At 52.5% G+C, this 22,037-nt stretch carries 21 protein-coding genes and 3 tRNA genes; 17 read left to right on the plus strand and 7 right to left on the minus strand.

What is annotated here, in order from left to right; all coding sequences use genetic code 11:
• Positions 1-463: 463 nt before the first annotated feature.
• The 10 genes from EKM97_RS07400 to EKM97_RS07440 all read left to right on the plus strand — a co-directional run bounded on the left by EKM97_RS07400 (position 464) and on the right by EKM97_RS07440 (position 8,386).
• A complete protein-coding gene (locus EKM97_RS07400) occupies positions 464-772 on the plus strand; it encodes a hypothetical protein (RefSeq protein ID WP_125571762.1) in 309 nt (102 codons plus the stop codon).
• 140 nt (positions 773-912) lie between these two features.
• A complete protein-coding gene (locus EKM97_RS07405; protein ID WP_125571763.1) occupies positions 913-1,989 on the plus strand; it encodes a M42 family metallopeptidase in 1,077 nt (358 codons plus the stop codon).
• A 156-nt stretch (positions 1,990-2,145) separates the two neighbouring features.
• Positions 2,146-3,045, plus strand: coding sequence for a PfkB family carbohydrate kinase (locus EKM97_RS07410; RefSeq protein WP_125571764.1), 900 nt, complete (start codon positions 2,146-2,148; stop codon positions 3,043-3,045).
• A 133-nt stretch (positions 3,046-3,178) separates the two neighbouring features.
• Positions 3,179-3,340: a hypothetical protein gene (locus EKM97_RS11955; RefSeq protein ID WP_164507478.1), complete on the plus strand. Its 162-nt coding sequence runs from the start codon at positions 3,179-3,181 to the stop codon at positions 3,338-3,340.
• Between the two features lie 263 nt (positions 3,341-3,603).
• A complete protein-coding gene (locus tag EKM97_RS07415; RefSeq protein ID WP_125571765.1) occupies positions 3,604-5,256 on the plus strand; it encodes a phosphoenolpyruvate carboxykinase (ATP) in 1,653 nt (550 codons plus the stop codon).
• Positions 5,257-5,501: 245 nt separating this feature from the next.
• Complete coding sequence (locus tag EKM97_RS07420; RefSeq protein WP_225419244.1) at positions 5,502-6,506, plus strand: serine hydrolase; 1,005 nt, start codon at positions 5,502-5,504, stop codon at positions 6,504-6,506.
• Between the two features lie 87 nt (positions 6,507-6,593).
• Positions 6,594-7,016, plus strand: a complete 423-nt coding sequence (locus EKM97_RS07425) for a TM2 domain-containing protein (protein ID WP_125571766.1) — start codon at positions 6,594-6,596, stop codon at positions 7,014-7,016.
• A 176-nt stretch (positions 7,017-7,192) separates the two neighbouring features.
• Positions 7,193-7,444 carry a DUF2187 domain-containing protein gene (locus EKM97_RS07430; protein WP_125571767.1) on the plus strand — a complete coding sequence of 84 codons (252 nt, stop codon included), beginning with the start codon at positions 7,193-7,195 and terminating at the stop codon, positions 7,442-7,444.
• Positions 7,445-7,707: 263 nt separating this feature from the next.
• Entirely contained in the window at positions 7,708-8,067 is a 360-nt protein-coding gene (locus EKM97_RS07435) for a hypothetical protein (RefSeq protein WP_125571768.1), read from the plus strand.
• Entirely contained in the window at positions 8,060-8,386 is a 327-nt protein-coding gene (locus EKM97_RS07440) for a hypothetical protein (RefSeq protein ID WP_125571769.1), read from the plus strand. The genes EKM97_RS07435 and EKM97_RS07440 overlap by 8 nt, the downstream gene beginning before the upstream one ends.
• Positions 8,387-8,559: 173 nt before the next feature.
• Here EKM97_RS07440 and EKM97_RS07445 read toward each other — a convergent pair whose 3' ends face one another.
• A complete protein-coding gene (locus EKM97_RS07445; RefSeq protein ID WP_164507479.1) occupies positions 8,560-9,663 on the minus strand; it encodes a low temperature requirement protein A in 1,104 nt (367 codons plus the stop codon).
• Between the two features lie 174 nt (positions 9,664-9,837).
• On the opposite strand from EKM97_RS07445, the gene EKM97_RS07450 reads away from it, so the two are divergent.
• Positions 9,838-10,518 carry a 2,3-bisphosphoglycerate-dependent phosphoglycerate mutase gene (locus EKM97_RS07450; RefSeq protein WP_125571771.1) on the plus strand — a complete coding sequence of 227 codons (681 nt, stop codon included), beginning with the start codon at positions 9,838-9,840 and terminating at the stop codon, positions 10,516-10,518.
• A 67-nt stretch (positions 10,519-10,585) separates the two neighbouring features.
• Here the strand turns inward: EKM97_RS07450 and EKM97_RS07455 are convergent, their stop codons facing one another.
• The 5 genes from EKM97_RS07455 to EKM97_RS07475 all read right to left on the minus strand — a co-directional run bounded on the left by EKM97_RS07455 (position 10,586) and on the right by EKM97_RS07475 (position 16,134).
• Positions 10,586-11,398, minus strand: coding sequence for an ABC transporter ATP-binding protein (locus EKM97_RS07455; protein ID WP_125571772.1), 813 nt, complete (start codon positions 11,396-11,398; stop codon positions 10,586-10,588).
• On the minus strand, positions 11,398-12,315 hold the full coding sequence (locus tag EKM97_RS07460; RefSeq protein WP_125571773.1) for an ABC transporter permease: 918 nt from the start codon (positions 12,313-12,315) through the stop codon (positions 11,398-11,400). Before EKM97_RS07460 ends, EKM97_RS07455 begins: the two co-directional genes overlap by 1 nt.
• An 89-nt stretch (positions 12,316-12,404) precedes the next feature.
• A complete protein-coding gene (locus EKM97_RS07465; RefSeq protein WP_125571774.1) occupies positions 12,405-13,364 on the minus strand; it encodes an ABC transporter substrate-binding protein in 960 nt (319 codons plus the stop codon).
• 653 nt (positions 13,365-14,017) lie between these two features.
• Positions 14,018-14,980, minus strand: a complete 963-nt coding sequence (locus EKM97_RS07470; RefSeq protein ID WP_125571775.1) for an ABC transporter substrate-binding protein — start codon at positions 14,978-14,980, stop codon at positions 14,018-14,020.
• Between the two features lie 680 nt (positions 14,981-15,660).
• The gene (locus tag EKM97_RS07475; protein ID WP_125571776.1) at positions 15,661-16,134 is read right to left on the minus strand and encodes a hypothetical protein; all 474 of its coding nucleotides are present in this window, start codon (positions 16,132-16,134) and stop codon (positions 15,661-15,663) included.
• 300 nt (positions 16,135-16,434) lie between these two features.
• Here EKM97_RS07475 and lexA point away from each other — a divergent pair, with 300 nt between their 5' ends.
• Together lexA and EKM97_RS07485 are read left to right on the plus strand one after the other, a co-directional pair.
• Positions 16,435-17,064: a transcriptional repressor LexA gene (lexA, locus tag EKM97_RS07480; RefSeq protein WP_125571777.1), complete on the plus strand. Its 630-nt coding sequence runs from the start codon at positions 16,435-16,437 to the stop codon at positions 17,062-17,064.
• Between the two features lie 156 nt (positions 17,065-17,220).
• The gene (locus EKM97_RS07485) at positions 17,221-18,861 is read left to right on the plus strand and encodes a putative polysaccharide biosynthesis protein (protein WP_404820205.1); all 1,641 of its coding nucleotides are present in this window, start codon (positions 17,221-17,223) and stop codon (positions 18,859-18,861) included.
• 208 nt (positions 18,862-19,069) lie between these two features.
• Here EKM97_RS07485 and EKM97_RS07490 read toward each other — a convergent pair whose 3' ends face one another.
• Positions 19,070-19,918 (minus strand): NAD(P)H-hydrate dehydratase, encoded by an 849-nt coding sequence (locus EKM97_RS07490; protein WP_125571778.1) that lies wholly within the window; start codon positions 19,916-19,918, stop codon positions 19,070-19,072.
• Between the two features lie 134 nt (positions 19,919-20,052).
• Here EKM97_RS07490 and EKM97_RS07495 point away from each other — a divergent pair.
• From EKM97_RS07495 to EKM97_RS07510, 4 genes are all read left to right on the plus strand, one after another.
• Positions 20,053-20,136, plus strand: a tRNA-Leu gene (locus EKM97_RS07495).
• A gap of 216 nt (positions 20,137-20,352) precedes the next feature.
• Positions 20,353-20,436: transfer RNA gene (locus EKM97_RS07500), tRNA-Leu, on the plus strand.
• A 216-nt stretch (positions 20,437-20,652) separates the two neighbouring features.
• A tRNA-Leu gene (locus tag EKM97_RS07505) sits at positions 20,653-20,736 on the plus strand.
• A 71-nt stretch (positions 20,737-20,807) separates the two neighbouring features.
• Entirely contained in the window at positions 20,808-21,635 is an 828-nt protein-coding gene (locus tag EKM97_RS07510; RefSeq protein ID WP_164507480.1) for a Cof-type HAD-IIB family hydrolase, read from the plus strand.
• Positions 21,636-22,037: the final 402 nt, after the last annotated feature.

Here is a 22,037-nt window from a genome sequence, read left to right on the forward strand (position 1 = left end):
GGGACTGGGGCGGCTTGGTGGAGTGAACGCAGGTAGGTGGCGCGCAAAGAGCACGAATAGCCCACACAACCGGCGAAAGCCGTTTTGTGTGGGCTATTTGTGCTCGGGGTAAATCTTTTTGACGTGGGCTTCGGCAAAAAGTTTAGCGGTAGCCTGGCCTGCCAGGCGTGAGCGACCCCGCGCCACCTGCCTGAGGGCACGTAACCAAGCCGTCCCAGTCCCGACCTTCGGTCTAACCACTATTTTCAAATCGATCATCCTTGCGGATGAAAGTTTCCCGACTCACGCTGACGGACAGCGATTAGACTTGACGAATGTTAGGATGCGAACTAGCATTAAGGGGTAGATATAGCAATGCAAGCCCAATAGCGCCGCCTCGTCCTCTCCAATACCGGAGTCGGCGGGGCGGTTTTTACTTTCAGACCTGCACCGCCAAGTTGGCAAATATGTGGAGGCAATGGATATGGCACAATTGAAAGACGACATGAAGGATTTCTTCGCTGAGAGTCAGGCAGATAAGAACGGTGAGTTCGTCCGCCTCGAATTCTTTGATCAGGTTGATTTTGACCCTAACAGTGATGAGGCTCTCGCGAAGATGGGCGATTGGCGCTGGAACGATGAGCACACGAACTTGATGCTCATCACCGCTGACCCGAAGGACTTTGATGAAGATGTTTTGTTCCGTGAATTCCGGAAGAATGACATCCCAGTCACTGCTTTCGAGCTGCGGCACGAAGCGGCTAAGGATGTACGGCCTTTGGTCCTGGCTTAATTTGACGTCAAAGAGCGTGTTGCCTGCTAAACGCAGGCGGCACGTTTTTTTGACCCACTGGAAGCGTTGACTTTGCTTGCTGATGCGCCTAATCTGAAGAAAGTATTTGCAATGGCTAAGAACAAAATGAGGTGCGTAAAATGACTGAGACCGTTGATTTGATTCGCGATTTGACCAATGTGTACGGGACATCCGGTTTTGAACAAGATGTCGTGAAGACTTTTGCCAAGGAGACTGAGGGCCTGGGCAAACTGGAAGTGGATGGCATGTTTAACGCCATCTTGCGGCGCAAAGAAAATGACGGGAAGCGCCCCGTTGTGCAATTGGACGCCCACTCGGACTCCGTGGGTCTGCTGACCCAGGCAATCCGGCCCAATGGCTTGATTAAGTTCGTGACGCTGGGCGGCTGGGTGCCAGCCAATCTTACCGCGATGAAGGTGGTTGTACGGAACCGTGCTGGGGAATACATTCCCGGCGTTGTGGCCACCAAGCCGCCACACTTCATGACGGCTGAGGAACGCAAAGGTGTGCCCGCCGTGGCAGACATGTCTGTTGACGTGGGTTCGTCCAGTCGTGAGGAAACGCTCAATGATTTCCAGATCGACACCGGTTGCCCGATTTTTCCAGACGTGCAGTTCCAGTACAACGCCGAGAAGGGGCTCATGTTTGGCAAGGACTTTGATGACCGGCTGGGCGCGGCTGCCATGACCGCGGTCATGCAGCAACTTGCTGGTGAGCAGTTGAACGTGGACGTTGCGGCTGGTTTGTCTGCGCAGGAAGAAGTCGGCCTGCGCGGCGCTTACGTCACCGCCCGCAAAATTGAACCGGACATCAGCATCGTGCTCGAAGGCTGCCCAGCTGATGACACGTTCGAACCTGATTGGCTCAGCCAGACAAAGATGGGCGGCGGGCCAATGCTGCGCGATTACGACACTACCTTCGTTGCTAACCCAGCCTTTGAAAACTATGCGGCTGCGGCAGCCGATGAGGCCGGCATTCCGTACACCCGGGCAGTGCGCACGGGTGGTGGTCAAGATGGCGCGGCCATTGGCTACTGGAAGGGTGTGCCGACGATTGTCATCGGCATTCCTACGCGCTACGAACACTCGGCCTACAACTGGGCTAAGCTCAGCGATGTTGAGAACGCCATTAAGTTGACCCTGGCATTGCTGCGGCGTCTGGATAAGGACACAATCGCTAGTTTCAGTCAGTTTTAATTGAGAATTGATGAAGTCACACGGTAAAACTGCCGTGTGACTTTTTTACTTTCAGAGCTGATTGCAGATGCACATTTGCCAGAGTTGCCGCCAAAACTAGACAGAAGTGGGCAAAATGCGGTACAAATAGTTAAAGAATATTTTGGAAGGACGTATATGACTGAAATGAGCAAGACACTTGTTTGCGGCACCGCCTTGGTGGATGCCCTGATGAACGTACCGATCGTGCCCGTAAGTGGGGGCAACGTGCTTGGCGACTTCTTGGAGTACCAGGTGGGGGGCTGTGCGATTAACGCCTTCTGTGCGGTGAAGTACGCTGGTGCGAGTGCGGATTTGTTTGTGCCCGTTGGTCACGGCCCCAACGCGGACCGGATTGCGGCCCACATTACCAAAATCGGCGAGACGCCGCGCGTGATTTCTGGGACACCAGATAACGGCTGGACGGTGGCGACGGTTGAACCAAACGGTGAACGGACTTTCATCGTGCTACCTGGGATGGAACAGCTGATGCGCGAGGCCTGGTTCAAGCATCTCGATGTCCCGGCCTATGATTTCTTGTACCTGAGTGGTTTCCAGCTGACGAACAAGCTCGTGGCAGCGGACATGGTGAAGGTGCTGGGCCAGCGGCGCAGTGATGCGGTTCTCTTGTTTGATGTTGCGGCGCGCATTCAGAGCGTGGATAAAACATTGCTCCATGACCTGCTCAAGTCCGGTGGGGTGATGGTGCACTGCAATGAAATCGAATTGCCCCAAGTGGCCGAAGGAAACACCTTCGAAGAGCGGGTGGCCTACCTGCACGGTATGACCGGCCAGCCGGTCATCGTGACCTTAGGCAGTAAGGGAACTTACTACTATGTCAGTGATGCTGATCAGGGCATCGTCCCAGGTGAAAAGGTGCATGTCATTAACACCGTGGGCGCGGGCGATAGCCACTGCGGCGGGATGCTTGCGGGATTGGCACAAGGCTTGTCCGTGCGCGATTCCGTAAGCTTGGCGAACCGCTTGGCTGCTAAGGTCTGCGGCATGCAGGCGAACATGTTGCCAGTTACAGTCTAATATGCAAATAGCGGTCCGTAGCTTGCGACATTTTGCCGAAAGCTGCGGGCTTTTTCTGTACACAGGGTGCAAGCGCCACCAAAAAAGCGTAAAATTGATTGCATAATCTTTGACGTGGACGGAGGTGCTCGTTGTGAAAATTCTGCTTGAAATTGTGTTAATCTTGGCCGGCATCTACCTGTGCTACGCCGGAATCAAGAAGCAGCTGACGGCTAATACGCATGTCAACACCGTGGTGATTTTTGTCGGTGTCTGGTTGATTGCCGTTGCTGGTTACCTCATGATTCCCCGCTAAATTAAGAACGAAGGTCGCGCAGGCGGCCTTTTTTTGTGCCTGCGCATGACCACACATAGCAAATGGTTATTTGCACATTATTGCTAACTTATCGCAGACCCGTCTGTTTTCACAATCTCTCCACGTACAGAAGCCACAAATCGCATGATATGGCGTTTGACAGCGCATACATGCAGCGGCTAAACTTAATATATAGAAGTTTTGACGGCCAGCAAAGCCCGCCGGTAACTTCCAATTAAGTGAAACGGAATGGAGTGGTGATTATGGCAACAATTCGTAATTATGAACGCAGTGCAATCAGCCCCGACAGCAAGTTGTTCTCCAATTTCAAGACGATGGTTGAATCTACCTTCTACGGAACGAACGTGACCCCAGTTCCGGACCTCAAGGCGGCTTACGCCCACGCACTGGAGACCCCTGGTGTGGTCGTTACGGACATGCCCGTGGCCCACACGGCAGAACTCGGGCTGCCCGCAGATGCCAAAATTTTGGTGACTAATGACGGCCGGGTGGTTGGGCGCACGGCGGCTGCCCGCCGCTTCATTGGTCATCCCGGCATTGACGCCAAAAAGTACGCCGATGTGTTGCGGGAAGCCATCTTCACGGGCACGCGGCGGCAGTTCTACAGTGCTGACGTCGTGGTCGGTTTGGATCGGGAATTCATGGTGCGTGCGCACCTGTGCCTGAATAAGAATTACGCGGCTAACCTCTACTCCTACTTGCTCAACTTCCAGATTGCCACCGCCAAAATCATGGCGGATTACGAGCAGTCCGTCCAGTATCAGGAAAATGATATTTACATTTACGCAGATCCAGACTGGTCAGATTCGGATTACCCGAACGGTCTTGCCATCTTTGACGCAGAGCATAACGTTGCCGCCATTCTGGGCTTGCGCTATTTCGGGGAACTGAAGAAGTCAACGCTGACCTTGGCTTGGGCAACGGCGCACCGCAATGGCTTTACGGCATGCCATGGGGGGATGAAGCGCTATGATCTCGGCGAGCGCAAGTTTACGATGGCCGCCTTTGGGCTGTCGGGTTCTGGCAAGTCGACCATTACCCTCGCTAAACACTCCGGCAAGTACCACGTGGACGTTCTGCACGACGACGCCTTTGTGATTAATAAGGAGAGTGGCACGACAACGGCACTGGAGCCGGCCTACTTTGACAAGACCGCGGACTACGCGCCGAGTGATCCCGCCTTGCACTACTTCTTAACCTGTCAGAACGTTGGCGTAACGCTTGATGATCATGGCGAAAAGGTCATCGTCACGCAGGAAATTCGCAACAACAACGGGCGCGCCATCAAGTCACGCTACATGACGCCGAACCGGGTTGACCACTTGGCAGAGCCACTGGACGCCGTTTTCTGGATCATGAAGGATGACACCATGCCCCCAGTTGTGCGCATTAGTGACCCGACGCTCGCAACGGTGTTTGGCGCAACGCTCGCAACTAAGCGCTCTACCGCCGAAAACCTGATTGGTAAAGTCGACATGAACAAACTCGTCATTGAACCTTTTGCCGACCCGTTCCGGGCATACCCACTGGGCGAAGACTATGCGGACTTCCGGGAACTATTCGCCGGCGGGCGGACGGCTTGTTACATTTTGAACACCGGCTTCTTCAACGCCAAGAAGGTCACACCAAAGGTGACCTTGTCCTCGATTGAGAATATTGTTGAGCAAAAGGCGCACTTCACACCGTTTGGTAATCTCTCCGGGCTGGATTACCTGGACGTGCCAGGTTACACACCAGACTTCAATGATGGAGAATACCAGCAGCGGCTGCGCGCCCGGATGCAAGATCGCCTGGACTTTGTTGAGAGCCGGCAAACAGCAAACGAGGGTTACGACGCGCTGCCAGATGAAGCAGCCGCAACGATGCGGGCGGTACTCGCGGAGCTGGCAAAGTAGTTTAGAAGCAACGGCAACGTGTTTCAAGAAGAATTGTAGATAAAGAAGCGGTCAGCAGAAATCCTGAACTGAGGATGCCTGCTGACCGTTTTTTATATCGGGGATGGACCGCTTTTGGGCACAGCACTAGAAATTTTGCGTAAATTCGTCGCGGCTTGTTAATAATCTGTGCACAAAAAAATCATCTTTTCTGGCGAAAATTGAGATATTAAAGATGCGAATACGCAGAAATGGTGGTCATTTTAATGCACAGACGCAAACGTCAGCACTGGGGCTTGGCGATAGGCGGTGTTGTTGCCCTTTTCGCAATGGCACTGACAATCCACGCGTGGCAACAGGATGTTGCGCAAACAAGTTCAAACAACGCCACGACTAGCCAAACGACTAGTGGTAAGGTCGCGACGAATCTCAGTCAAAAGGTGAGTTCTTCAAGTAGCCAGGATGCTCAAAAACTGAAGAACATCAAAAAGAACTTGCAGACTTACCTGGATAAAGTAACCGCTGATGGCACCGCCAGTGTGAGTTTTTACAGTCTGGATAGCACGACCGCTAGCAGTAGTGATACGGACACCAGCAGTGTGGTCAGTGGCAATGGCACGCTGAGCGTGAACAGCAACGCCCATACTTGGGTGACGGCGGCCAGCACTTACAAGCTATACATAGCGGCCTACTTACTAAAGCAGCGTCAGGAAGGTAATTTTTCTTGGAGCGAAAGCAATCGCGCTGGATTCAAACGCATGATTGTGGAAAGTGCCAATGATTTTCCCGAGTCCATTCTGACCAGCAGTAGTTATGGCTATGACAGCATCGATAGTTTCGTGAAGAGTGCTGGTTGGGGCGGTCCGGTCTTTACGGAGGGGAGCGCTGCGGTGACGACGGCATACAGCTTGCGCTTGTTGCTAACCAGCTTAGCCAAGGGGACAGGCGCATTTAGCAATTCGACAGATCAGCAGTACCTCCTGAACTTGATGGGCAAGCAGGAGTATCGTGACGGGATACCCGCCGGGGTGGCAAGTGTCACCAGCGGCGCCACCGTGCAAGACAAGGTCGGCTTTTTGGATGATACCAACAGCGATGCCGGTATCGTTACGCTGCCAAGCGGGCAACGCTACGTGCTCGTCATCTTGACGCACGGCCGCAGTCAGTCCACACTTGATTTCACGCGAATTAAAGCCATTGCGGCAAAGGTACAAACCATCGTCTATGGTAATAGCGCTGGTAGCAGCGTGAAGAGTTATTCGGCTGACTAGAGCCTACGTGGCTAAACTTGTGGCGAGTGATTGACGCGGAGCCATAGATAAACAATAATTAGCGTAGACGAAACGGAGGCGGCCACAATGAATAACCACGACTTTTTGATGATTAACGCAAACAAGTTCCCTCGAGAAACATTGCCACAACTACAACAGCGCCTGGACGGACTAAGCCCAGAAAGCCAGTATTCGGTGATGAGTGTGTCCTATAAGGAACCGCTTGTCGCGTTTGTATTGTCCTTTTTCCTGGGCACTTTGGGAATTGACCGCTTTTACGTTGGCGATACCGGCTTAGGTGTTGGTAAACTGGTGGCGACTGTTCTGACCTTCGGGATTGTTGGCGGTATCTGGTGGTTCGTGGATCTTTTCCTCATCATGCGTGCTTGCCGGCTGCACAATTATGAGCAGGCAATTCGGATGATGGCATACGCGCAGCCGCGCCAGCAGGCCACCCAGGCTGAGCAGGCACCGCAAAGTGATGATAGCAGTGATTTCGACGACTTCTAGGGCCACCCGCGGGTGCAGTTTGCTTGCCAAAATGCTATAATGGGCGAGCACTGTTTTGGGGGTGTGCGCATCTGCATGCCCAGAAGTGGAAGCTGGATGATGATGGCGCCAGATGGAACATGATGACACGGCGCCATTAAGCACAGCCTCCGGAAAAGATTGAGGAGGATTTACTTATGGCTCACGAACTAGCAATTGGCGAAAAAGTGGACGTTAAGAAGGCAAATGATGTGGCTTTCTCTTTCTCCGGTACGGTAGAGAAGATTTACACGAACTCCGCCCTGCTGACAATTGACGACTTTGATTCCGAAGACGCGGTTGAGGTCGAGGACCTGAAGCACAAGACCGTGATTAACTTCAAAAACATCAAGTTTAAAGGTGAAGAAGTTGTTGCCCCTAAGCCTGAAGAAGAAGAAAAGAAGAAGTAGATTCGTGTTTAATGAATCTGCAGGAGTCTCCCGTGGGGAGGCTTTTTTATTTGCCCGATGATTGACCTGTGCAGTGTGGCGTGCTAATCTGTTCGTAAAGAAAATCGTATGTATCAAGAGTGTTGGTAGTGGCTATGCACAGTGACCAACCGGCAACGTACCGTAAGGCAACGTGCCCCACCATAGACGGATGCAGATTAGTTTTGGCTAGTCGTGCATATCGTGTACGACTTTTTTTGTAAACAAAACTAAGGAGATTTCATATGTTGCAGATGGTTAATGGTCAATTAGTACAGGTGCTTGAGGGTCGCGAGATGGTGCTGGCGTGGATGCGGCAAGTGCGGGCCGCGGAGTATGAGAATTGCGTGGGGGCGCAGTCGTATGTGCAGTTGCGGGCGCTGGCGGATGCCGATCTCATCGATGAGATGGACGCATTAGTGCTGACCAAGGTGCGTGGGCCGCAACCCGTGCGGAAGACGCCAATTACTGCCGAGCAGGCCAATTCGTATGCTGCGCACCGCGCGCGGAATATTTCTCGCAATTGGCTCCGCGATTTTCGTGATAATGCGGACGTGCCGTACTTTATTCGCCGGGTAGCAGAACAGAGGTTGCAAAATGAGTAAACCACGACGGAAACGCAGTAAACACACCGCGGTCGATGTGACGAAACTCTTTGCGCAGAGCATCGAGGCCGGCATCGCGGCGACAAAAGCCCAGGATGCGGCCGCCGCAAAAGTGACGGATGATGATATTGATTTGGACATGACCACCGATGAAGTACCTGCAGCCGACCTGGACCCAGATGAGGATGACGATTTGGCCGCAGCGGATTGTGATAATTCCGAAGATAATGATGACTGGCTGGAAGACGAGCAGTTTGCCTATGGGGATGATTGGGACGGCTTGGGCAACGACGATACACAAGACGACGTTCCCAAGTAGGCGCACAAATGCTGCCAATCACGTGACGGTGGTCACGGGCGACTTGAGTATTGAATTCAAAAAAGAAGCAGTTCCCGCTACATTTGGGAACTGCTTCTTTTTTTACATTAGCAACCAAAAGCTGCGCATTGCTGCCAGCAAATTATTTGCCGGGAAATAATTTGCTAGCCAGACTATTTTTCACTGTTGGGCGGATTCAGCACGAATTGCCAAAGATACAAATCTTCGGCAATGAGGAATGCGCAAAAGCCGATTAGAAAAAGTGCCCCAATTTTGACCGTGATGAGGCCGTACAGTGCGAGAATGGCGAAGGAGAAGGCAAAGTAAAAGCCGCGTTTTGCACCGAGATCCAGTCCTGTACGCCGGTAGAGCAGGAGGTAAGCACCGATACTGACGACGTAAATGGCGATTAAAACGAGCATCCAGATAGCAAAATACTCGGGGTGCAAACGACCGGCGACGAACACTCGGGTAACGTTTGCCATCATGAGTACCGCCGCGTTCAAAGGCAAATGCAGCAGCAGTGCGAGCATTGATGAGCGGTGTGTATTGGCATCAATGCCGCTCCCAGACACGAGCGCGTAGCTAGCAAAAATCAGTGCGGTGGCAATGAAGAAAAGCACGGGCTGTAAGGCGAGGTTCGCAAGACTATCGGTTACCTGCACGATGGAACGACCAAACAGTAGCACAGTCATGAGGGCCAGTCGCTGGCTAATCAAGCCAAAATGACTGTGATCATCCGGAATTGCGTTGCGCAGCAGCCAAGGCCCTAAAGCTGCAACCATAATTGCTAGAACATAGATGCCATTGCCGAGGTAATATTGCCCGGGAAATAAGGAGACAATGGCGAGCAACGCTGAAATCAGCAATGGGCCGATGAACGCTGCGTGACTCAGATGCCGTTTGCGGCCATCGGCGAAGTACTGTACAGCCAGGCTGAAGAACAATAAAGCCGTGATGACTTTCGTCTGTGTATTCGGTACCTGCCCCCAGATATTCAGGGTGGTGGTGAGGTAGATACTAAGAAAAAGGTCGACTGTCATGAAAATATTGTCTGACAGCGCCCGTTTGGGAGCACGGCTGGCGTAGATGACTTGGTAAGTCCAGACGGTCCAGCTGCAGAGCATCATGATGCCAAATGCAATCACTGAACGCCAGTCGAGCTGACCGGCATTGGTAAAGAGCAGGGTGCGGGCCAGTCGACCGATGACGAAAGTAAAGATGATGTCGTAAAAAATAGCGGTGAGACTAATGGGTCTGTACTTAAGCTCGGGCATCGCAATGCCTCCTTTCCAACATGTCAACACTCCTTCCATTCTACTTTTTTTTAGGTGCCCGTACAAATACGGCGAATGCTTGATGGCAAAGTTGGAAATATTGAGCGTGAACACACTGCATTTTCACTGCATTTTCTTTATAATGGAAAATAGAAGTTTTGAGAGGAAGTCAGCATGGCTAAACTAGTACTCTTGCGGCACGGAGAAAGTACCGCGAATTATGATAATACTTATACCGGCTGGTCCGACGTGCCCTTGACCACTAACGGTGTGTTTCAAGCGCGCGCTGCCGGCGCGCGCCTGCGGGCTGAGCAACTCAATTTGACGGCCGTGCACACCTCGATGCTAAAGCGCGCGATAATGACTGCGTACATCGTTCAGGAAGAGCTGGGGCAACTTTACCTGCCGATTACCAAAAGTTGGCGGCTCAACGAACGCCACTATGGTGCATTGCGCGGTTTGAACAAGGACAAGAGCCGCCAGCTCTTCGGTGATGCGCAAGTTGCGCAGTGGCGGCGGAGTTACATCGCGGAGCCGCCGCATCTGGTGCAACCAGAACTCGCACCCGCCTACAGTAAGTGGCCGGACAGCATTGTGCCGGGTGGTGAGAGTTTGGCAGATGCGGAACGCCGTCTTTTGCCATACTGGGTGAATGCCATCGCGCCGCATTTGCGTGCTGGTGAGGACCAGCTGATTGTTGCGCATGGTTCCACTCTGCGCGCTCTCATCAAGTATCTTGAAGGCATCAAGGATGCCGATATTGATGGCGTTGAAGTTGGAAACGCAGAGCCGATTGTGTACGAGTTTGATCAGCAACTTAATATCTCGAACAAGAATATTCTGCACGTGGATTAACAACGGAGCAGTCACAAACTATTAAAACGGCCCTATCTCCGATTTGGAGATAGGGCCGTTTTAGTATCTAGTCACTGAGTAAGACAGCGTCATCCGTGAGCGCCGTGCCGCTCTTTTCCTTAAACATGGCGAGCAGGTCTGGAACCGTGAGCCCCTGCTTCTGCTCCGCGTTCAAGTCAATGGCAATCTGTCCGTGATCCATCATGATGAGACGGTTGCCGTACTTGAGTGCGTCTTGCATGTTGTGGGTAATCATCATCGCTGTGAGGTGCTCCTCGCGAACAATTTTATCCGTAATCTGCATGACCGTGGCACTTGTCTGTGGGTCTAGAGCCGCCGTGTGTTCATCCAGCAACAGCAACTCAGGCTGACGCATGGTGGCCATCAGGAGGGTGATTGCTTGGCGCTGGCCACCGGAGAGCAAGCCGATTTCAGCGCTGAGCCGGTTTTCCAAGCCTAGACCGAGGCTGGCCAGCTTTTGCTTGAAGACGTTGCGTTCGTTTTTCTTAACGCCGCTACTCCAGAAGTTGCGCCAGGAGCCGCGCTTAAGGGCCAAGGAGAGATTCTCTTCAACAGTCAGCAGTGGTGCGGAGCCTTGCCGCGGATCTTGGAAGACGCGGCTGATGAGCTTGGCGCGCTTTTCAACACTCTGGTAGGTGACGTCCTTACCGGCAATCTTCACCTGGCCGTAGGAAACGGGCAGGGAACCGGCGACACTGTTGAGTAGTGTGGACTTACCAGCCCCGTTACCACCGATGATGGCGACGAACTCGCCTTCGCGCAACTGCAGGTCAATTCCCTTGAGTGCGTGGTTTTCGTTGGGTGTCCCCTTTTCGAAGTACTGGTGGAGGCCGTTAATTTCTAGAATTGCGTTAGTCATTATTTCTCCTCCTTGCTGTTCTTCAGGAATTCACGCGTGTTCTTGCGGCGTTGCTGACTCTGGGCAATTTTCTTTTGAACCAGTGGCAATGCCAGGAAGACTGTCAGCATCAGTGCGTAGAACAGCCGCAGGGCGTTGGGATCAACCCCCCAGTCCAGAACCAGGGCAATAATCAAACGGTAAATGATGGCCCCACCAATGATGGTGAGCAGTCGCTGACCGAAAGACAGGTGCCGCAGCAGGATTTCCGCAATGATAATCGCCGCCAGAGCAATCACGATGGTCCCAATCCCCATGGAGATGTCGGCGTAACCGTTGGTCTGCGCCATGAGGGAACCGGAGAGGGCAATCAGGCCGTTGCTAATCATGTAGACGATGATCTTCATGCTGTCGGCTTTGATCCCGTTAGCTGCGGACATGTCTTCGTTGTTCCCGACAGCACGAGCGGCAAGGCCCATTTCAGTGTTGAAGAAGAAGACGAGTAGGCCAATCACGATGGCGATGATGATTGCCCCGATGATAATGGTGGTCGTCGTGCTGGAGCCAATGTTAATCATGTTGAACACGGTTTTGACGGTGCCGACCAGCGGTACATTCGCCCGGCCCATAATGAAAAGGTTGACGGAGTATAAACCGGTCATGGTCAGAATACCAGTGAGCAGGTCCGGAATGTGCAACTTGGTGGTCAGGAATCCTGAGACGAAGCCAGCGGCCGCACCTCCGGCCATGCCGAGCAGGGTTGCGACGATTGGGCCAACGCCCTGAGTGAGGGCGTGAGCGGTAATTGCAGCTCCCAGTGGGAAGCTACCTTCAGCTGTCATGTCGGCGATGTCGAGAATACGGAATGTCAGGTAAACCCCAATGGCCATGATGGACCAGAGGAACCCGAGTGAAATGCTTGATGTCAGAATATCCATGCTTACCTCCAAATTGATTGAGCTGTGGCAAGGGGTTCTGCCTTTGGGCACGCGCTTATAACGTGCGCTTGCAGCTCCGGTGACGATTGTTACTTCAAAACACTCTTATCAACATTGAACAGCTTCATGCGCTTCGCGTCAGTGACGATTGACGTCTTGGCAGGGTTCTCAACGGCGAGCTGGTTAACCTTCTTGCCCTTGAGAAACTTCACAACCATGTCGGCGGTCTGCTTGCCCAGTTGCTTGTAGCTAATTCCACGGGTCGCAACCCCAGCCAGCTTAATCATTGTGGCGTCGGCGTTAACAACGGGGACCTTTTTCGCTTCGGAAACCTTACCGATGGTGTTCATTGCGGCTGCCGCAGTGTTGTCGGTTGGGATGTAGATGGCATCGGCCTTATCGGCCAGTGCGGTGGTCGTCTGTTCTGCGTCGTTGGTTGAAGCGATGGTCTTTTCGGTGACCTTCAGGCCCAACTTCTTGATTTCCTTGCGTGCAAGTTTGATTTGTACGATGGAGTTTGGTTCAGCGGCGTTGTAGAGCAGGCCGACCGTCTTGGCCTTGGGGAACATTTTGTGAAGCAGGTCGATTTGGCCCTTCACATCCACCATGTCGGTAACCCCAGTCGCGTTCTTGTCAGGAGACTTGAGGTTACCCACCAGGCCAGCGGACTTAGGATCGGTGATGGCGGTGAAAAACATTGGCGTGTCCGGATCGTCCTTCTGCAGTGCCTGCGCAGCTGGGGTGGCGATGGCAAGGTTGAGGTCGTTCTTGTCCTTCTTCAGACGGTCGCTCATGGTTTTAAGGTTGGCCTGGTCACCTTGGGCATTGACGTAATCAATCTTGATGTTTTTGCCATCTTTGTAACCCTTAGCGGCGAGTTCCTGTTCAAAACCCTTACGGGCATCGTCGAGAGCACTTTGGTTAATCAGCTGCAAAATTCCAATTTTGACTTGCTTGTTATCGCCGGCGGACTTCTTGCTGCCGCAAGCGGCGAGCAGGGCAACGGAGGCAACGACGGTGGCAGCGGTAAGTAACTTCTTCAACTTCATGATTTTTCCTCCCAGAAAAGTACTGATAATGTCGGTGAATAAAAATGACCGGTCGCATGGAGTGATTTCCACGCGACCGGCCAATACTTTTTCCGGAAAAATAAAAGCCGCATGGAAATCTTGACGATCCATGCGGCGGCAAATGCATTGTTAAGTGCTACGGCCATCATGGATGTAAACCTAGCAGGTTCACATCCGAGATGTCACCCGCTATCCGAAATAGCCGTAGTAATATGAGTTATTAAGATGTGTGGTTACCATAGTGTTTGTCATGGTGAGCACTCCTTAAAGTTTAATAGCGGTTCATGTATGTCTGTTAGACTATACTCATCGGATTTTAAAGTCAAGCGCATTATTCAGTTTTTTTAAGTGAGGCTGCGACAAGAGGCGGTTAGGACACGGTGTACAAGGTAGGGGTGGTATAAATCCCGAACTTAGGATTTATACCAGCACTGCCTTGTACGTTAGTGTCCTGCCTCTTGTCGCGCGACTAGGAAAGGCTGCGGACTAAGGCGGTTTGACCCAGCCATGTAAGGTGGTGCGGGCATTAATTCCGAACTGAGGATTTATGTTCGTACCGCCTGACATGTTGTGGTCTTGACCGCGGGAGCGCGACTAGGTGAGGCCGCGACAAGAGGTGGTTAGGACGCGTTTTACTTAATATCTGTCGCGTTAATGCCCAGCTTCTTAGCCATGTCCTGATTGACGATGACAGAAACTTTCGCTGGTTTTTCAACGGCGACGTCAGCAACCTTCTTGCCGCGCAGAATCTTGACGGCCTGCTTGGCTGCCTGAACACCCAAGTCACGGTAGTTGAAGCCGTTAGTTGCCAGACCACCGTCTTGGACCATGGTACTTGCAGCAGGAATGACCGGAATCTTCTTTTCGGCGGCAATTTTGCCAACGGTTGCCATTGCGGCAGCCATCGTGTTGTCAGCAGGGATGTAGATCGCCTGGCACTTGGCAGCGAGGCTAGTCGTGGTTTGTTGCACGTCGTTGGTAGAAGCAACGGTCTTTTCAACGGCCTTCATGCCAGCAGCCTTAATGGCCTTTTTGGCAGCCTTGATCTGGATGACAGAGTTTGCTTCCGCGGCGTTGTAAATCAGTCCGACCGTCTTGGTCTTAGGGGCAATTCGCTTGAGGAGTTTAATCTGACCCGCAACGCTGACCATGTCCGTCACCCCGGTAATGTTCGCTTCCGGCTTGCTGAGATTCTTCACTAAGCCAGCAGACGCTGGATCGGAAACGGCAGTGAACAAAAGGGGCGTCTTACTGTTAGCCTTTTGCATGGCCTGAGCGGCAGGGGTGGCAATCGCGAGGTTGAGGTCATTCTTGTCCTTGGTCAAACGCTGGCTCATGGTGGACAAGTTAGCTTGATCGCCCTGGGCGTTGACGTAATCGAGTTTTAGGTTCTTGCCTTCCTTGTAACCTTCCTTAGCCAGCTCGGCGGTGAAACCTTTACGAGCGTCATCGAGGGCACTTTGGTTAATCAGTTGCAAAATCCCAATCTTAACGGTCTTGTTTTCCGACTTGGCATCGGCGCTCTTGCCACAAGCGGCGAGGGTAGCAACGGCCAGAACGGTTACGGCGGCGGTGAGTAGCTTCTTCATTTTCATGTTTAATTCCTCCAGAATGTGTGTGCACTAAGTGAGATTGCTTCTGCAGACGCCCGGCCAAGGCGCAAACAAAAGCAGCCGACCACATGAGTCCACGTGGCCGGCTGCTAGCATGCCGGAGATAATAAAACGCCACATGGATTTTTCATTAGTGAAATCCATGTGGCGACGATTGCAAGTTAAATTGCTTCGACCTCATGGATGCAAGCGACGCGGCTTGCATCCACGATGCAAACCGCTATCCAAAAAAGCCGAAGAAAAACGCTGTATTAAGATGTGTTTTGTTGATTGTTGTCATTTGAAAACACTCCTTTAGGTGGATGCGGGAATTGATTACGTGAAATAGCATATCGTGTGTGACGCAGGGTGTCAACCGATTTTACAAATAAAATTCAAATTAATGATGCAATATTCACTTATACAGTAAAAATGGTATCGATATACACGCGATACGAATAGTAAAAGAGAAGCTGATGTGTTGGCTTCACGCCTGATTGAGTGGGCGACGCCGCATGCATACAATTATGGTTAAAACGCCCGAGTATGCAATTAAGTAACACCACAATATGATTCTAATCAGGAAAAATTGGTTTGCTGACGAGTGCACGGCATCGAAACTACACGAATGGGATTCTGTAGACACATAAAAACCGCAGGCGTTTGACGTCTGCGGTTTCGCGTTAGTTGATTTTTTGAATGGTAACTGGCACAGATTCAGGCAGTTGCTGTTGCAACTTGGCAATAATCTGCTCGAGTGGTGCCCGGAAGGTGAGCCGCACGTAGCGACGCGGTTCCAGAGCGAAGATGGCGATGACGAGATTCTTACCACTGGGCGTTGAGATTGGTGTCAAGGTCACACCAGCAAAAGTATTGTAGGCGAAAAAGCGGGAGTAGAAGCCGTTACCAACGACCTTCTTACTGCCGAGGCCGCCGACCCCTGCGGAGAGGTTCATCAAGACAAATAGGGCGAGGAACACGACGTAACTCCAACTGCGAATGCCGGTCGACACCAACCAAATTGCGATGATGATGCCCCAGATCATTTGCCAGTATGCGTAAGTAGAACGGATTTCAATTTGTGATTGCCAGTATAGGTTGTAGCCAATTGCCGCGAACAGGACAACGTCCAGTACGGTAATAAAAATATCAAACATTAGCTGCCTCTTTTCAAGTGCTTTGTGTACCCTTCATGATACCAGACTGTGGCGTGAATGCCACCCGCCGTCGTGGTGATGTCATCTTATAGAAGAAAGCGTGCACGTGATGAGTACCGATTGGGGAGTTTTCACAACCTCACCACATTTTTATTACTATTATTATCTCTGCGTTTGTCATAAACTATCCAAAATGCTGCGCCGATGCGTTTTGAGACCGGACAAATTCGCGAAAATGCTTGCAAACAGGCGTTCGAATTGCTATTCTATGAATAAGATGAACGAAAGAGAGGCAGCATCATGCCAGGACAGGGAACAAAGAAGCGGTGGGTTCAGATTCTCACCGCAATTAATGAATCTATCGAGTCCCGCGGGTACCCGCCAACGGTGCGCGAGATTGGGGCCACGGTGGGCCTGAGCTCGTCATCAACTGTTGCGGCATACCTGAGCAAGATGCTCGCTGCGGGGCTGATTGCTAAGGACCCGTCCAAGCCCCGGACCCTTGAGATTACTGGTCCCGGTTTGGAATATATTGGCGTGCGCGCTGAAGACGGCATTCCGCTTGTCGGGACTGTTGCCGCCGGGGTGCCCATCACGGCGACTCAGAATATCGAAGAATACTTCCCAATTCCGACCGGCCTGAACTATTCCGAAGACGAACTGTTCATGTTGACTGTGCAGGGGGAATCCATGATTAAGATTGGGATTCTGAACGGCGATAAGCTCATCATTAAGCAGCAAGCGGACGCCGAAAACGGCCAGATTGTTGTGGCGATGACCGAGGATAGCGAAGCCACCGTCAAGCGCTTCTACCGTGAAAACGGCGGGATTCGCTTGCACCCTGAAAACGACACAATGCAGGACATGTATTTTGATAATGTGAGTGTTCTTGGGATCGTGGTCGGTCTGTACCGGGATACCCTCGAATAAACGATAATGTGTCGCTTAAAGGCTGAACCGCGTGGTTCAGCCTTTTTGCGTGCCAAAAAATAGTTAAGAGGCCTTAAGTTTTATCCTTGTTGATTGCAACGGTGCGAGTGTTCAATTAAAATTGTTCTGATATAGTACCGGAAAGAGGAGAAAATAGTGGACGAGCAGCGAAGGTCGAGACGACGTGGGGAAAGGTCCGCCCACGAAAAAATGATCCGCGGTTCCGCATGGATGACTGCGGGCAGCGTGATGTCACGTATTTTGGGTGCCGTCTACATTCTCCCCTGGTGGATTTGGATGGGCAAGTACGCGTATGAAGCCAACGCCCTGTTTACCAAGGGCTACCAAATTTACTCTATTTTCATCATCATTAGCACCGCCGGGATTCCCGGTGCGGTCTCCAAGCAGATTGCGCGCTATGACGCGATGGGGGAGTATAAGACCAGCATGCGCCTGTTTTGGCACGGAATGCTCGCCACCAGCATGATGGGGATTGTGTCCGCTAGCCTGATGTGGCTGTTTGCGCCAGTGCTGGCCGCCGGTGACGCGGACATGATTCCGGTCATTCACTCGCTGTCGGCTGCGTTGGTCGTCATTCCGCTACTCAGTATCATGCGCGGGTTCTTCCAAGGTCATTCCGAGATGGCGCCGAGTGCGATCTCGCAATTTGTTGAACAACTGGTTCGTGTCGGCTACATGCTGGCAACGGCATTCGCCATCATGCGCATGGGCAACGGCAATTATGTGCACGCCGTCACCCAGTCGACTTTTGCCGCCTTCATCGGGGCGGTCGCCGGGGCAGCGCTGCTGTGGCTACTCTTTCTCAAACGGTTGCCGGCCATTCGCCGGCGCAACGCGCAGAGTAAGAACGAAGTGCACGTGTCGGTCAACCAACTGCTGATGGATATTGTGCGCCAGGCGGTACCGTTCATCATCATGGACTCGGCGATTACCTGGTATTACCTGATTGACCAGTACACCTTCTTCAAGGGGATGCACAGTCTCTACTCGGTCACGACCAAGCAACTCAACGTGTACTACGCCACTTATGCGGGGAACGCGAACAAGCTGATCATGATTATTGTCTCGCTGGCGACGGCGATGTCCGTGACGGCCATTCCGCTACTTTCGGGGGCCATCACCCGCGGCGACCGCAAGGCGGTCTCCCAGCAGATTGGGAACGTGCTACAACTATTCCTGATTGTGATGCTGCCGGCGTCCTTCGGGATGGCTGCCATTGCGCACCCCCTGTATGTGATGTTCTACGGCTACAACGAGTTGGGCTTCAAAATGCTGCAGGTCTCGTGTGTGCTCGCCGTGTTCCTCGGCCTATTCACGATTTTGGCTGCGCTCTTGCAGGGGTTGTTCCGCAATCGTCTCGCCATTAAATTGATGCTGTGGGGTGTTGCGGGAAAGCTGCTGTGTCAGTTGCCGTTCATGTTCCTGTTTAACGTGTACGGTCCAATGCTGTCGACTTTGGTCGGCATGGGTATTTCCTGCTGGTTGATGCTACGGGCATTGCGTCGGGAGTTCCATTTCAAAGCGCGGCAAACTGCGCGCCGGGTGCTCGGCATGTTGTTCTTTAGCGTGGTGATGTACGCGTTTGTGCGGACTGCCGTGTTGCTCCTCAGCATGGTGCTCAATCCGTACATCAAGGTGACTTCAGCGGTCATCATCGTGATTGCGCTGGTCATCGGGGTAGCTGTCTACGGTTACCTAGTGCTGAAGACGCACCTTGCGGACATGATTCTCGGCTCGCGGGTCGCGGGAATTCGGACAAGGTTGCATATTAAGTAAAGCAAAAAGGGCTGTGCCAAAAGGCGGTTAGCTCCCGATATACAAGCAAGCACCGGCCGGAATCCCGAACTTAGGATTCTGGTCGGTGCTTGTTTGTATGTTAGGGAGCCCTTCGGTGTCCATTGTACTAACAATGCTAAAGCACTGAGTACAACTGGCTGCCTTTTGGCACGCGACCAGGATGTAGTGTCCGCGGCTAAATTTTGCTTTAGAATCCAATTGTGTGCGGGGCTTCAGTAACGCTCAAACGCCGCATGAGCTGTGGAATGACTTGGACCACCTGCGTTGGTAGCGCGACGTAACTGCTCTTAGCAATCTCATCAGCGGCTGCGCTGTGTAGCCAGACTGCCGTGGCAATCGTCTCGGCGCTCGTGCCAAACTCCCCGCAAAGCGCGGCAATGACGCCAGTTAGGGTGTCGCCAGAGCCACCCGTCGCCATGGCAGGCCCGCCTGTGGTATTTTCATAGCTTGTGTCTGCCGCGATAATGCTTGTCGGGCTGCCTTTGAGCACGAGGGTGCCGCCGAGCTTCTGCCGGGCATCTGTGTTGGCTGCCAGGGTTTGATCTGCGATGGCCAGACCACTAAGCCGCTGCCATTCCATCTGGTGTGGGGTCCAGATAATGTTGCCTGCACCAGTCGCCAACTTGGTTTGCGCAATGATGTCGATGGCCGAGCCGTCGATAATGACGGTTTGCTTTGCCGTGGCTTCAGTTAGACTTAGTTTCAGCACTCGCTGCGCGTCATCGGTGGTGCCCAGTCCGGGCCCGACGACAATGACGTCTGCCGTGTGCAATAGCGGCGTTAAAGTTGCGGCGTCCCAATCGGTGACCATGGCTTCTGGCAAGCGGGCATGCAGGGACTGCCAATTGCTGCGGTTAGTGGCGACGGTGACCAGACCGGCACCGGCGTAGACTGCTGCCGTGGCGCTCATGATGGCGGCGCCACCGAAGTGTTCATCGCCGGCAATAATCAGTACGCGGCCAAAATCCCCCTTGTGACTAATGCTGGGGCGGGGCCGGACAACCTTGCGGGCCATTTGTTCCGTGAATTTTTCCATAATTGGGCCTCCTGAATCAATTTTGACTCTATTGTAGCAGTTTCACTAGTGCGCTCAGCATGACATTAGCTGACTGTCACCAAAATTCCTGCTTGGCAAAACCGGACGTTCTTGCTATAATCATTACTGTTGTTGCCGCAATGGCGGAATTGGCAGACGCGCAGTGTTCAGGTCGCTGTATGGGTAACCATGTGCAGGTTCGACTCCTGTTTGCGGCATCGCAATGACAAAGTCACGTTGAGAAATCAGCGTGACTTTTTTTGTCTATTCGCGACCAGCACGAGGAGCTGGTCGCGCCAATTGGCGCATGCGAATTGGGTTGCGCCGTCATCCGATTCGCGCACAATGAGACATTAAAAACCGCCTTTTGTGAAAAAAGTGCCCTCTGCCTGTTGGCAAAGTCGCGGCATCTTGCTATAATCATTACTGTTGTTGCCGCAATGGCGGAATTGGCAGACGCGCAGTGTTCAGGTCGCTGTATGGGTAACCATGTGCAGGTTCGACTCCTGTTTGCGGCATCGCAATGACAAAGTCACGTTGAGAAATCAGCGTGACTTTTTTTGTCTATTCGCGACCAGCACGAGGAGCTGGTCGCGCCAATTGGCGCATGCGAATTGGGTTGCGCCGTCATCCGATTCGCGCACAATGAGACATTAAAAACCGCCTTTTGTGAAAAAAGTGCCCTCTGCCTGTTGGCAAAGTCGCGGCATCTTGCTATAATCATTACTGTTGTTGCCGCAATGGCGGAATTGGCAGACGCGCAGTGTTCAGGTCGCTGTATGGGTAACCATGTGCAGGTTCGACTCCTGTTTGCGGCATCGCAATGACGAGTCCCACGTTGAGAAATCAACGTGGGCTTTTTTTGTCTCACCGAATGGAGGTAGCGAGCATGTATCAGTTGGCAGGCTTGGATCTTGATGGCACCCTTTATGATCGCCATTTACGAATTTCAGAATACAACCGGGCAGCGCTGCGAGAGTGGGTCGCCGCAGGTCGCATTGTGGCCATCACCTCAGGGCGGATGCTGCCGCGCGTGTCGGCGCTGCTGCGGGAAGACTTGCAGGTACCGGGTTACCGTATGTGTCTGAATGGGGCGGTGGTGTACGACACCCACGACAAATTGATTGCCGCGCACCCACTAGGGAAGACAACAGTGATGCGCGCATTTCTGCTGGCAAAACGTTGCGGCGTGCGAATTCGCTTTTACTCAGAGGATTATCACGCGCTTTACAGTCCGGAGCTACCGGCTAATTACTTGGGCGGCAGTTTGGACCGGGACGTGATATTCCGCACGCAAGCGCAACTGCGGCAAATTCTTGAGCGCCCCGACGTGACGTTCTACAAATTCACGCTGGAAGCGGCGTTGCTGAACGTGCCGGCACTGTTCCTGGCGCGGCGCGCGCTGATGCAATTGCCACTGGACATGACCCGCTCCAAGCACTTGCTCTATGAAGGCACCGCGCCCGGGGTGAACAAACTGCTGGGGATGCAGGCCATTGCCGAGCATAGTGGCATCGACCTAGAAGACTGCATCTGCTTTGGCGATCAGCTTAACGACGCGCAGATGCTCGCGGGTGTCGGCTGCGGCGTGGCCATGGCCAACGCGGTGCCAGCTGTTAAACGGATTGCCAGCGTTGTTGGTCCCAGCAATGAGGCCAATGGTGTCGGCAAAATTTTGCGCCAAGAACTCAGACGGGGCGCGGTTTCACCAAACTAATTGTGAAAAGATTAAAAAAGTCGTTGACAAATTAGAGAATTAGAATTAATCTAATCATATCCTCAATTGAGGCAAACCAATTCGGAAGGAGTGAAGAACATGTTTAACACGAATGCAGAACTGAACCTGAAGCTGAACAATGTTATCCTTGCTCTTCACACCTCCGCGTTGTTGTCCTTGCGTAGCTTGTAATTTGTGTACCGTTTTGTGCCCTTAGGACACACGCAAGGCTTTGCCCCAATGGAGGATATTTTTATGACTGAATACAAAATGACCACGCAGAATTTGCAAAACTTGTTGAAGTAGTGTTATCTGTTCGCAGTTTGAACAGGTAGCACGTCTCGGCAAACGATTCCGCGTGGCCGTTTTTTTACGGCGACGACTGGCAACGGTTGGCGCTTT

The sequence above is a fragment of the Lacticaseibacillus songhuajiangensis genome, from assembly GCF_003946025.1.
Lineage (GTDB): Bacteria > Bacillota > Bacilli > Lactobacillales > Lactobacillaceae > Lacticaseibacillus > Lacticaseibacillus songhuajiangensis.